At 41.1% G+C, this 13,255-nt stretch carries 10 protein-coding genes; 6 read left to right on the top strand and 4 right to left on the bottom strand.

Annotation, left to right across the window (positions count from 1 at the left end; translation table 11 throughout):
- Positions 1–747 carry a hypothetical protein gene (locus tag RMZ43_RS06055; RefSeq protein WP_322646216.1) on the top strand — a complete coding sequence of 249 codons (747 nt, stop codon included), beginning with the start codon at positions 1–3 and terminating at the stop codon, positions 745–747.
- Between the two features lie 28 nt (positions 748–775).
- Entirely contained in the window at positions 776–1,165 is a 390-nt protein-coding gene (locus RMZ43_RS06050) for a tautomerase family protein (protein ID WP_322655152.1), read from the top strand.
- A gap of 296 nt (positions 1,166–1,461) precedes the next feature.
- Here RMZ43_RS06050 and RMZ43_RS06045 read toward each other — a convergent pair whose 3' ends face one another.
- A complete protein-coding gene (locus RMZ43_RS06045; protein ID WP_322655151.1) occupies positions 1,462–2,349 on the bottom strand; it encodes an alpha/beta fold hydrolase in 888 nt (295 codons plus the stop codon).
- 325 nt (positions 2,350–2,674) lie between these two features.
- Between RMZ43_RS06045 and RMZ43_RS06040 the strand changes: the two genes are divergently transcribed.
- The 4 genes from RMZ43_RS06040 (at position 2,675) to RMZ43_RS06025 (ending at position 6,617) form a co-directional block, all read left to right on the top strand.
- Positions 2,675–2,986 carry a BMC domain-containing protein gene (locus RMZ43_RS06040; protein ID WP_322646219.1) on the top strand — a complete coding sequence of 104 codons (312 nt, stop codon included), beginning with the start codon at positions 2,675–2,677 and terminating at the stop codon, positions 2,984–2,986.
- 87 nt (positions 2,987–3,073) lie between these two features.
- Positions 3,074–3,421 (top strand): carbon dioxide-concentrating mechanism protein CcmK, encoded by a 348-nt coding sequence (locus tag RMZ43_RS06035; protein WP_109011757.1) that lies wholly within the window; start codon positions 3,074–3,076, stop codon positions 3,419–3,421.
- An 853-nt stretch (positions 3,422–4,274) separates the two neighbouring features.
- Positions 4,275–5,462: a HetZ-related protein 2 gene (locus RMZ43_RS06030; protein ID WP_322646220.1), complete on the top strand. Its 1,188-nt coding sequence runs from the start codon at positions 4,275–4,277 to the stop codon at positions 5,460–5,462.
- Between the two features lie 471 nt (positions 5,463–5,933).
- On the top strand, positions 5,934–6,617 hold the full coding sequence (locus tag RMZ43_RS06025) for a Crp/Fnr family transcriptional regulator (protein WP_322646221.1): 684 nt from the start codon (positions 5,934–5,936) through the stop codon (positions 6,615–6,617).
- Positions 6,618–6,810: 193 nt separating this feature from the next.
- Here RMZ43_RS06025 and bcsA read toward each other — a convergent pair whose 3' ends face one another.
- From bcsA to RMZ43_RS06010, 3 genes are all read right to left on the bottom strand, one after another.
- Positions 6,811–9,423 carry a UDP-forming cellulose synthase catalytic subunit gene (gene bcsA / locus RMZ43_RS06020; protein ID WP_322655150.1) on the bottom strand — a complete coding sequence of 871 codons (2,613 nt, stop codon included), beginning with the start codon at positions 9,421–9,423 and terminating at the stop codon, positions 6,811–6,813.
- A 51-nt stretch (positions 9,424–9,474) separates the two neighbouring features.
- A complete protein-coding gene (locus RMZ43_RS06015; protein ID WP_322655149.1) occupies positions 9,475–11,814 on the bottom strand; it encodes a cellulose biosynthesis cyclic di-GMP-binding regulatory protein BcsB in 2,340 nt (779 codons plus the stop codon).
- A gap of 181 nt (positions 11,815–11,995) precedes the next feature.
- Positions 11,996–13,252, bottom strand: a complete 1,257-nt coding sequence (locus RMZ43_RS06010) for a glycosyl hydrolase family 8 (protein WP_416212457.1) — start codon at positions 13,250–13,252, stop codon at positions 11,996–11,998.
- Positions 13,253–13,255 lie beyond the last annotated feature (3 nt).

The raw sequence follows: 13,255 nt of genomic DNA, 5'->3' as shown, positions 1-13,255 counted from the left end.
ATGGCTAGGAAACAAAGTCTCTCTGACTTACTACAAGAAGAGGCGCAAAAATTTACACCCCCCGAAGGGGAATCTGCGATCGAAATTACAGCAGAAAAAATTGCCGAAGAACAAGCTTCATCAGATGAAGAATCCTCAGCACAAACACCTGAGCCAAATTCTACTAAGCGCACAACTCCAACTAAGGCTGAATTAGAAGCAATTGTCAAAGAGTTGACTGCTAATCTGGAAAAAAGCCATCAAAACGAAGCATCTCTTGGGCAAGAAATTGCTGATTTGCAATCAAAATTATCTAAACAAAAAACATTAGCATCCGAACATAAATCCTTAGTGCAACAGGTTACAAAAGAACTTGAAGAAACCAAAAAAACAGCACTGCAACTCGCAGAAGCGAATTCTAAGCTTATAGAAGAAATTAATGCTTTAAAACAAACAGCAGAAGATAATTCTAAACTAGCTGTAGCTGTAGAAGAAACTAGTGCTATAAAACCCGTAAAAGAACACTACAATCCATATAACTACAAAAAATCACATCTTTCATCAGAAAGACTAGCTCAAAATCAACCAGATCAGTATGCTGGTAGTGTTGTAAAAGAAAGTAGTGCTATAAAACCAGTAAAAGAACACTACAATCCACTTAACTACAAAAAATCACATCGGTCATCGCAACCACTAGCTCAAAATCAACCACAAAATCAACCAAATGAGTATCCTGAGACTTCTAATGAGATGTGGTTACTTGACTAGAACCAGTTCATCAGTTAGATAAAGGTTAATGGTACAAATTAAAATCTATGGCACTGCTTCATTTATACGTCATTCTCGCAGTGCCATTTCTGACGCAATTCATTCTTGTGTTGTTGAAGCTCTAGTATATCCTCAAGACAAGCGTGCCCATCGCTTCTTTCCTCTCGAACCCGATGATTTCATCTATCCCGTCGGACGTTCAGAAAAATACATCATTATTGAGATTAGTATGTTTGAGGGACGCACTATTGAAACAAAAAAGAAACTAATTAGGTTGTTGTTTTCCCGTTTATCTGAGCAAGTTGCAATTGAACCTATAGATATAGAAATCACCATTACAGAAACTCCAAAACACAACTGGGGTATCCGAGGAACAACAGGAGATGAATTAAATCTAGATTACCAAGTGCAAGTGTAAATCTTTGCAGCTTGTAGGGCGGGCATTACAATAGACATCTCCAGAAATAAAATATGCCTCATTCAGAACCCTTGTAAAGACTTAGCAATGCTACGTCTTTTTTTCGGAGATGTCTAATAAACTGCTGTCTTTTTGTAAGATAAATTTACCATCTCTCTAGCTGCTACATTATCTACAATTCTGCGAAAGCAACACGATTAAAGATAAAATACTAGCTATGACAGAAGGAATTAGCAACAGATAAAAAACTTTCCAGATTAGGGTTACAGAAAAATTATTTGAGAGTTGGGCTATCTTTAAACTCGAAAGTCTAAAATATGCTGTGCGGTGATTTGTGGTTGTTCCAAGTGTGGGAGATGACCACAATCTTGAATCCAGACAAGGGTACTGTGTGGAATTTCTCTTTTAAATCTCATGGCATCTCTAGTACCCAAAATTTTATCGGAATCACCCCATAAAATTAGCGTTTGTTGCATAATTTGTGATATTTTCTTAAATCTAAAAGCACTGTAACCACCACTTTTAGTGAAAGCAATCAAAGCTTTATGCCAACTCGGCATTTGTAGATGTAATGCGCCACAACACAGCGCATCGACAGAAGCAAGACTTTGATTTTTATATCCAATGCGGGAAACGCGATCGCGCACTTTCAAATTACTTAAAAACTGAGTTGCTAAATAATCAAATGGGGGAAACATGAATTTGCTCAATGGGGAACCATCCGCCAACCCAGCACTATCAATTAACACTAACTTTTTTACTACTTCCGGGTAAGTCAATGTAAAATCAATTGCAGTCGCACCCCCCATCGAAGCGCCTACCAAAATTACAGGTTGGTTAATCAGACTTTTCCAGAAATAATAAAGATGGGTTTTAATAGCAGTTGGGCTATAGGCAATTCCTGGGAGTCTATCTGTAAACCCAAAACCTAACAAATCTACCGCCCAAGTTTCATTATGTCCAGATAATAATGGTAAAAGTCGCCTAAATTCTAATACAGAACTATCAAAGCCGTGAATTAATAAAATAGGAGTTCCACCACTCCCTTCTTTGACGAATGTTGTAGTAATTGGTTGATTAATTAAAAGAGTAGTGATCGCAGTTGTTTGAATACTTTGAGCTAGTGCGATCGAGGCAGATTCTGTCAGTTGCCCAACTGTTTTAGGAAGAAAATTCGGAAACATAAATTTAAGTTTATCATACTAGCTTGCTTTCACCCATTGCTGATTTTGTTAAACAACAAAATTACACAAAATAACATGCAAAAAGTTTAATTATAATATATAAAACATAGTCCACAGACTCTCAAAGCATTCTATCTCCTAGCTCCTAATTGTACAGACGCCATTAATCGCGTCTCCCAACTCCTAATTGTACAGACGCCATTAATCGCGTCTCCCCATTCCCTCAAAAATTATGAAATCAAAGAAAGTTTTTTAAAATGTCAAAATTGGGACTAAAGCCACGTACAATTAAAATCGCCTATCCCTTAATCTAGGAGCTAATACCATGCCAATGGCCGTTGGCGTAATTGAAACTTTAGGTTTTCCTAGTGTTTTAGCCGCAGCAGATGCAATGGTCAAAGCTGCCGCAGTCACAATTGTGTATTATGGTCAAGCGGAAAGCGCCCGCTTGTTAGTCGCCGTCCGGGGACATGTTTCTGAAGTAAATAGAGCTGTTGAAGCCGGAATCGCTGCTGGAGAGGAAGTAAAGGTTGGTACAGTAATTACCTACTACATCGTTCCCAATCCCCCGGAAAATGTGGAAACTATATTACCAATCCATTTCACTGAACAATCAGAACCTTTCCGCATATTCTAAGCAATTTTGCTATCAACATCTGGAGCGAAGCTTCGTACAATTAATTTGTAGCCCCCCTCTATCGTTTATTCATACAGGAGATTAATAATGTCATTACAAGCAGTTGGAGCACTTGAAACGAAAGGTTTCCCTGCGGTGCTAGCAGCAGCAGATGCTATGGTAAAAGCTGGGCGAGTCACCCTCGTTGGTTATATCAGAGTAGGTAGCGCTCGCTTTACAGTTAATATTCGTGGTGATGTTTCTGAAGTAAAAGCCGCTATGGCTGCTGGTGTTGAAGCTGCCGAAAATGTTTATGGCGGTACATTAGAATCCTGGGTGATTATTCCTCGTCCCCATGAAAACGTTGAAGCTGTTCTACCAATTGCTTATACAGAACAAGTCCAAGGCTATCGAGAATCTGTAGAAAATCCCATTGTTAGATCAAACAGTCGATAGATTTAGATTCAACCTTTTGCGGGGGACGTCAAAACAAAAAATTCCCATACTAATGAATTTAAAGAGAAGTTTCTTGTCAGACTTCTGACTATCAAAAGTTTAAAGGATTGCATTCTTTATGTTTTTAAATTCTACATAAGTTTAATTTTGAAGCAGAGGAAAAGCAACAGTCAAAGTCAATAGTCAAAATCAATATTGACTGTTGACTATTGATTTTTAAAAATATAAAATTTGTAAGAATAACTTGCCAATGTTAGAGGCATTGTTATGAATGAAACTAGTTTAGAAAGGATAAATTGACGTATTAATCCTTTCTATCCAGAATAGCGTAGACTCAGCCATGTGGAATACTGGATCTGATCCCAGGCTCTAGCGATAATATTTATCCAAGAATTTATTTAAGGTTTATATAACTTTATATAATGGTTTACCAAAAATATACTGAGGTTTAATATAACCAAGTATTTTCTAGGTAAGGGCTTGTAGAGCCTTAAAACTTATACGGGTGAAATTCGCCTGACATTGAGTTAAATTTAGATTCGTTCTCGACTTGGTTACAAAATGTTCAGATTTCCTCAACCCACCTCGCGCAAAGGTTTATCTCTGCCACTGTAGACAGATTTCTATTCTCAGTTATAAAACATAACTTTACAAAAAAGTTAAATCAAAAAATAGCCCAAAATCCTTATATATAAGGGTTTGGGACATTTGGGAATTGTAAACAAGATATCAATATATAAATTTCTGCATAATTGTAGTGAATTAAGACGTAATAAAAGTGGAATCACTGAACTATTTTCATGAGACTCATGAAATCCGGGTAGGTTGCCAGTTAAACAATTAGGTGGGACAAATGGGGGTTGTGATGCAAACTTCAAAATTGAGTTTCGAGGAACGCAATCTCACTATGACAGCAGATGTGGAACAACTAGCTCTAGATTGGCGAAAGCGCTTGGCTGCGGAATGTCCAGACCAAAATGAACCTGCTCGAGAAAGTATTATTCTCTGGCTATTGGGATCTGACTCCAAGCGGTTTGATCTGTTTAACCCTAAAGAACTCGATATTGCCAAGCAAGCGATGGAATATCGCTGGAGAATTTTACGTCAACGCTATTTGGGGCTAGGGCGAGAACGTGCTTATCGGAACTTGATAACGCGATTAGGGAGTTTAGTAACATTACGGAATAAGATTCAGACTTGGGTTTCCCTAAGCCGCGATCGCCAGCGTAGTGTCATGGATGTGTTACAAGAAGTACTTCAAGAATTACTGCAAAGTGACAGCCAGATGCAACAGCAAATGGCTGATATTGCTAAATATACAAGTGATAGACGATTGGGAGATGCCCTGCTATTTGCCAGTGTAGAAGAATATTGTCTGCGACCAGTCCGCAATCAACCCCTATTAGCTTATCGGTTCGTGAATTACTTGCGTCGCACTCAGCGCGGTGGTTTAACCCAAGTGCCTGGCCGTGACTTAATTAGACTGGTGTCAGAAGAAGTTCTTACAGACGACAATGACAATCGAGTTAACTTAGTTGATAGTCAGGCGATCGCAGAATATCAAGAAGCACAACAGCTAGAAGAACAACAAGTCCTACGTCAGTCAGTCCAAAAAGAATTTGAAAATTATTTACAAGAAAATCTGGGAACAGATGCACTACAGTGGCTACGACTATATTTACAAGGTAAATCCCAAGAAGAGATTGCCCATAAATTAAATAAGCCGACTAAAGAAGTATACCGTCTGCGAGAAAAAATCAGTTACCACGCTGTGCGTGTTTTTGCTCTCAAAGGTCAACCAGAGCTAGTAGACAATTGGCTCTCAATTTCTTTGCAAGAACATAACTTGGGGTTAACCCAAAACCAATGGCAGCAACTTGATCAAAAATTGACTCCTCTAGGACGGCAGATTTTAGATTTGCGGAGAGCAGGTAACTCAATAGAAGCAATAGGCCAACAGTTAAAACTCAAAACCCATCAAGTGTTAGGTGAATGGACAAAAGTCTATCTTGCTGCCCAATCTTTAAGAAGTCAGGAGTAGCCTGTGAGGCATTTAGTTGCTCAATTAAAGTGGTGTACCAAACTAGGAGATAGCGAACAGGGGAGAATTCATCGCAAGTTCATCCCCTCATGCCTCAGTTACTAGAGTAGAACTTCAAAAGGTAGAAGCAAAAGGAACCACGCTTAAAAGCATGGGATTAATTTTGAACGCGTTATGTATCGTAGCAATTTTCAGTTGATATATTTTTTATACTAGTAAGCTTTATATATACAACTAAAATTTTGATTAATTAATTAAACTTTAAATCATATTTCTGTAAGTGAAATCGCTGATTCCAATTTTATACATAATTGTTATGTTGTAATCGAACTCTAGACTGAGCAAACTTAGAGTTCAACTCAAATAGATTAGAGATTTTGCTGCCGTATTCTAAATAAGATTACGGTCTAAACAAATTTATAGTGACAAAGTTAGTTTCCTACTCTTGAATCCATTTTTTATAAATATTTCATGCAGACTGAGGTTTTTAGTGAACTTTTCCCCCTAATGAGTACAGCCACCCCCCAAACTTTGGAATGGCTGCTCAACGTTGCAATTGAACATGAATATCCATCTGGGCGAGCCGTTGTGATGGAAGATGCCTGGGGTAACGCCGTTTACTTCGTTGTTTCAGGTTGGGTCAAAGTCCGGCGTACCGTCGCAGAAGATTCAGTTGCTCTGGCAATTTTTGGTAAAGGCGATTTTTTTGGAGAAATGGCAATTTTGGATGAATCCCCACGCTCAACCGATGTCATAGCCCTTTCATCTGTGAATTTGCTGAGTGTATCTAGAGAGCGTTTTATTCAAATCTTGTTCAAAGATCCACAGTTACATCACCGGATGTTACAACTGATGGTGCGACGATTGCGGCAAATTAACTTGCGCTTACAAATGCGATCTTCACCACCAGCAGTTAAACTCGCCTATACCCTAGTGACTTTAGGCGAAAGCTATGGTCAAGAATCGAATTGTGGAAAGGAAATTTTTAACATTCCTTTCAAAGATTTAGCGGAGGTAACAGAAATTGGTGTTGACGAAACCACCAAAATTATGGAAAAGCTGCATGAGAAAGGGTGGATTAAAATTGACAGCACCAACAACATCATTTATCTCGTGAACTTTAAACAGTTGATGAACTTGGCTGGCAAAGTGTGATTGCTAAGGGTTATGAAGGGCTGACAAATTAAAAAATATTCAATTATTATTTTGGGGTGGATAGCGCTCAGTCGAACGCTGTACACCCCACAATAATTGAATTGACTTTTGCAATTTAAAACACTCCCAAGCGCAAGCAACATCTGGACTTAAATGGAGCTTGCGCTGGTTAAAATCTAGTCAAGTACTTCTGTTACAGAACCTCCAATAGTTGTTTAATTTTTGTGTCTTGACGTTCTTTAAATTTTTCTGGAAAAACTAATTCGAGCGCAATCTTGCCATTTGTCTGTTCTTCTACAGCATGAATTTCGGCAACAAATCGGTTAGATGAGAGATTATCCTCATCCTCATTCAACAGTAAACCAACTAATGGTTTGACAGTTCGCATCGTGTGCAAATCCTGTTGTCCGATCATTTTGTGAGAAGACACGGCTTTTGTATCCTCTATTTCTAAGCGCAAACCTGTTGTTCCTAATTCTGTGGCTACTGCAAAGAAGAAGTTACCATCCCAGTAGAGTCGGCTATGGCTATTTACCTGCTTGCGTACCTTTTTACGACTAGTTTGTTTTACGTCACGCAAGGCCCGAGTCAGACTTGTGGCTAAGAATCCAAGAGAAGCGAAGGGTTGGTCTACATACTGGCCCTTTTGAGAATACCACTCTCGGACATCAGAATATAAAACTAAAGTTAAAGCATCACGTTGGGCATCGTTGAGCTTCACAAAATCAACAGCCAAAAGCGTTTCTGTGTCATTAATAGGAGAGACTCGGACAATCTGCGCTGTTAAAGAGGCGCTAGCAGTATAATCTCCCATCACCTCAACTTCCGCTTCCTCGAGTAAATTGGGCCAAGTTTCTAAAGAAATTAATGCCCCAGTTTCTGAAATATTTACCGTTTTGCCCATGATTGTTTGACCATTACTGCTAATTAAGATCGGGAGGCGACGCTGTAAACGGTGGGCAGTACGTACTTGTGGTTGTTCAAAGCCAACCAGCAAAGCAGCTATCAGCAAAACCAGATTAAAAACAGACCACATGGTGTTGACTAAGACCGCTTGCCAATCTTCAGGATGTAGCAGCAGCCAATAGGGAACAGCTAGTAAGGAAGAGACTACAAGTGCTGTCACCACCAAAAGACCACGCATCGATTCCCAATCAAAGGTGCGTTTGGTTATAGAAGTTCCTTTGTCGGTAACGTTAAATGAACCCAGCTTTGGATTAAACAGCGCTAACATCGTCACCCACCCAGCCTGGAAAGCCATCGCAAATTCAAAAATTTCATTCCAGAAGGAGAAACGGACGTTTTTGTAAATGATGTAGTTAGTAAAAAGGGACAGGAGAATATGGGGTAGGGCGTAAGCTAGAGTTTCTAAACCCAAACCTTGGACAGAGTTAATGCCAAATAGTAAAAAGAGTGTCGGAGCGATCGCATATATTAGTCGAGGATAACCATACAAAAAGTGGGAAGTCGCGCTAAAATAACAAATCCGTTGTGCAAATGTTAGATTCAGCTTTGGATTAAAAATGGGGTTTTCTAATCGCAGAATCTGCGCCATCCCCCTGGCCCAACGCACTTGTTGTCCCACGTAAGAAGAAAATGTTTCTGGCGCTAAACCAGCCACCATAATTTTGTCGTAGTAGACAGACTTGTAACCTAGCGAATGCAATCGCAAAGCAGTGTGGCAATCTTCCGTCACGGTTTCTACTGCAATTCCCCCAACTTCTAAAGCGTGAGATTTGCGGATTAAGGCTGCGGAACCGCAGAAAAAGGCGGCATTCCAAAAATCGTTACCTTTTTGCAGTACCTTATAGAACAGTTCATTGCCTGCGGGTATTCTACCTTTAGTGACCAAATTACGCTCGAAGGGGTCGGGGTTATAGAACCAGTGAGGAGTTTGGACAAACGATACTTTGGGATCGAAGAAAAAACCCATTGTATGCAAGAGAATTTGCCGCGAAGGAATGTGGTCACAGTCCAAAATCAACACTAAATCGCCATCGGTTTTGTAAAAGGCGGTATTGATATTACCAGCCTTCGCGTGGTCGTTATTGTCCCGCGTCATGTGTATACAGCCAAGTTCTTGGCACATTTGCCTTAGCTGTTCTCGTCTTTTACTAAACTGTTCTCGGCGTGGGTCGTTCTCTTTATACTTTTCTGGACGACCATCATCAAGGACATAAACCTTTTTTTTATCAGGAGCATAATCACAAGCTAAGGCTGCCACAGCCGTCTTGCGAACAATCTCCACATCTTCGTTGTATGTAGGAATGTAGATATCAACTTTGAACCATTCCTGTTGAGGAATGTTTGTTAGATTAACTGGTTGGCGTTCTTGAATTTTCAGGGTTTGAAAGTATGCCAATACCAAGGTGAGGATGGCATAAAGTTCGGCGGCGTACAAGAATACACAAGCGATGCTGTTAAGCCAACCATCAAAGTTTAGGGTGTAGCTGGTGCGGTAGTATAAATAACGCAGCGTTGTTACCATACTCAGCCACAGCAGAAACAAGTGATAATACTGGCTGATTTCTGAAGAGGACTCTTGGAACTCCGCGTGTATCACCAATTGACCGAGTAGCACAAGAAACACTGCTACCAATCCTTGCTGCCAAACTTCTATTGGAGTAATAATCAGTGGCACTGAGAGTACCAATAGCAGCACGATAAACCACTTAAACTGTTTTACACCAACCTTTTGAAGAGTGCGGTCAAAAAATCTAGGGGTAATATCAATCAACCAATTGCTCAATTTTGAGCGCTGGCGATCGCGTGATTTCCGGGGCGGGGTGTGGGGGGAAGATGACATTGTGGATCTAAATTTTGAAATTTAAAATGGGCAATACTTAATCGAAAGTGTCTACTTTTTATCAGCAGTTAAACGCTTGAGATACAACTGAAGAATCCCGTAAAGAATTAGAGACACAGTGAAAATGCCTATAGGTAGCAATAGCCAATTTTCTTGTAAAAAGCGTGATGCTTTACTGAGGATAGTGGTATTTTCTAAGCGACGAGTGTTTGGGGCGCTTTGGAAAAACTGTAGTTGATAGGCATCAGCATCGTAAGAAACTGGGTCTTTTTGATCGCTACTAATTAGCACCGTATCCTTCTTGAGTTGGAAGAACCACGGGTCTTGATTGAGGACTTGTCGCACTCGCTCTAAACCAGTTTCGGTTTGAGATGTTAAAGCAAGAACGACGCGATCGCTGTTCCAAGGAGAGATAATTTGCTTAATCATCCCTTGTGTATCCTGGGGGGTCTGAACCACAGCATTGGCAGAGGAACGGGAGTATGCTTGACTCAAGTTGAAGCCAGTGGAATTAAATACTTCGGGAAAAGGAAAGTCTTCTCGCGTTCCAATTCCTACCAAATGGTCATTTTTGCGGGCTTGTGTTGGCAGAGCATCTGGTGTATAAACATTTAGTTTGACAGCATCTGCTTGACTAAGCCTTCCCAAACGTTCGCTAAAAGCCAATAAGGTCAAAATATCTGTCTTCGAGGGGGTTTGGGGCACAACAATCGCTGTCTGAGACAAATCCTGGGGTGCAGCAAAGGGGAAACCAAATTTCAGCAGGTTCAAATCTGGTAGTTGTGTAGAGATTTCCCGCTTCAGGTCGAAGCTAGTATCAGAATGCACCGTACCTGTCAGTTGTTGATCTGGTGGTTGAAGACAGTTTTGTTTATCAAACGGTTCTCTCGGATTCATCCGCATGAAAACTTGTAGTTTCGAGTTGGGTTTAATCAAGTTTTCCGGCAAATTAACTTTAAGATTTTTGCGGGTTTCTCCCGACTCAGAATCAAGACGTGCGCCACCGATGAAAACTCCATCCAGTAAAACTTCAACCGCAGAAGTTCGCGGATTAACCTGCGGCCCGTAGCTGTACACCAGATTCATGGAACTACCACGCAGAAATCTATCATCTGGTAAAGCTCGAAAATCAATTTCAACTGGTGGCGCTCCGATGCCACGTACAGTCACATCACTAAACGGCTCACCATTTACTTGGGTTTTGATGTCGCCTAGTTTAAAAGAATTTTGTTCTGGCAAATAACGAGGCCACTGGCGGAGTCCTGGTGTCGAAGGTTCCTTGAGGGTGTCTACAAAAACCACCTGACCAGTACCCATTTTTTGCAAGTCTGGCTGTGATAAAAATTGGGTTGCCTTTTCTACAGCTTTTGCGCTGTTCCCAGTCGCAATTAAAACCGGAACCCCGCTTTTTTCAGCTTTAGTTATAATCAACACCCCTGTTTCATCTGGTACGGGGTTATTATCACGATCAAGAATTTGATTGCTGATGACTTTCAGGGGCAAATTCTTCCAAGTATTTAAGGTCGGTTGCTCGTTGGGAGTACCAATAATGACCAAGCGATCGTTTGCCTTCACATTTGCGACATCAGACACCACGCTTGTCTGAATCGGGCGAAAATCTGCGATTCTCCCCAATGCCGCTTGTAAGCGAGCTGCTGCTGTCAACCAGGATTGATCAACTTGACTTGGTTGCAAATAAGCAATTTGGTTAGTTTCTAAGCCAAATTCGTCAAAGAAAGGATAAGGATAGCGGCTGAAATTCAAAGGAATCGGCTGCCGTTCATAGTTAAAGATTAATTTGGAATCTGGCAGAATCTCTGTCCACAAGTCGGGGCTACTAGGGTCGCTACATTCGAGAGTGTTATTCTGCTGTGCCACCAATACCAGTTCGTTGTAGTCTTGCAGCAGCTTTGGTGGGATATTGAACAGTACTTGACCGACTTGGGACTCTTTGCGATTGAGTGGTACGCTACCAACACTGATGCCATTCAATAGCACGGTCAGGTTAGAGCGATTAGCATACAGCGATGGTGAGTGTTGAAAACGGATTAAAGCTTGTACCTTACCCTGGTCTAGCTTCCAGCCACGAGGACGAGTAAAGGCAAGACGACCTTCTGAGTAAACCCCACGCAAGCGCATCCGGTTGCCCACAATCGGACTACGATTAAATTCTAGGGTGTAAGTTGCCAGATTCTTGGCACTAGGAGCTTTTAAGTCTGCTTTACTAGTATTTTCTGATGTCGTTGCTTGAGCTAATAAAGTTACTTCTTGTTGCAGATCGCCTTTGGTTTGAGCTTGAGCGCTCAATAATGAATTAGGAAACAAAAAAAAGCAAGAAGTAACAATAATTGCTTTTTTACTTGTTTGGGAAAGATGAAACAATTGCTTCATGGTAGAGGGTGATTTTAGTGTGAATTTACTCAAATTTTTTATGTAAAAAGCACAAGTGTTTTGTTGCTTTTAGAACTTCAAAATCATCCCATCAGATTGTTTTAAAAAATCAACGGGAGCCAGTCTGCGGGGAGTAAAAGTTAGTTGGGAAGCTTATACCCTAACTCAGCGTCAGGGGATATCATTTAAGCAATCGCTGGGGAATTGTCTTTGGAGGTAGCAATCCTAACCAAGCCAAATTCTGGGTATAATAAGCAGATTGATCTCCCCAAATTCCCTGCTTGTATTGAGGCAGTATTTTTTTTACAAGCAGTTCTTGAGCGATCGCTGGTTTCACTACCTGCATGGCGGCATACAACATAGCGTATTGAGATGTAGCTTCGTAATCCACTAATGGTTTCCCTTGAAGATCAATGCGTGCTGGTATCGATTGTTTACTCCACAGTTTTTGCAGGTGCTGAGTGGATGTCACTAAATAGCGCTGCGCTTGGGGTGAGTTAAACCAGGCAGCATCCAACGACAAACGCCACCAGACTCGATAGGAATCAAAGCTATACAAACTCTTCAGAGTACTGGATGCTGGTAGGGTTTGGTATTGTCCTGTTTTGGTATTTAGAGCTACCCAATCACTGGGTAAACCTACGCTAGAAAGCTTTGCAGAATCTTCTAGCACTTGATAGCTGCTGTCTACCAAACTCAACCAATCATGTTGGGGATCAACTTGTGCAAAGATGCGAAAAGCATAGGGTGCAAAATAAGAGGGATTCAAGTAAACGGTAGATGCATCCGGGACGAATGCAGCTACAGGCCCTGGTAGTAGGTAGCGCTTACCTTGGGTTTTTGAGATAGTGGACAAATTCCACAAATCTTGCAGTTTGAGTTTTGCTAGTTTTAGGTATTCGGGTTGATGCCAACGCCGTGATGCTAAAATCAGGGCAGTAATCGCATCTATATCTCCATCGCTAGCAAAGTTGCTGTCGATGACACCCCAGTTACCATCTTCTTTTCGTCCCCACTTCCAAGCCCACAAACTATCTGTGCGTTTATCACCTACTTGGCGCTGGAGGTTATTTTCCGACCAGTTTAAAGTCAGGGCAAAAGTTGTCGGATCATTAATCAGTACTGCTCGTAGCAAAGCATAAGCTTGGCCTTCGCTAGTTGAGCGATCGCTTGCTTCGTAATCAATCACCCGCCCATCTGACTGAATAAATCTTTGGCGGTAGCTATTCCAACTTTGGGCTAGTAATTCCCGGTTGGGCGTAGATTCAGGAAGATCAGCTAATAATCCAGTGGGATTTTGACTACTACCTTCAGTGGGGACGTTTGCCACCGGAGTTTTTTGATCCGGTGTTTTGGGGTTTGCTGCCGAGTAACTAGAGACACAGGCAGATAAACCAATCAGGCAGGTAATAGCTGCCACTTTTGGGAAGTGCCACATCCT

The sequence above is a fragment of the Nostoc sp. CmiVER01 genome (assembly GCF_034531135.2).
GTDB lineage: Bacteria > Cyanobacteriota > Cyanobacteriia > Cyanobacteriales > Nostocaceae > Nostoc.
This window is presented reverse-complemented; position numbering and strand designations above follow the sequence as displayed.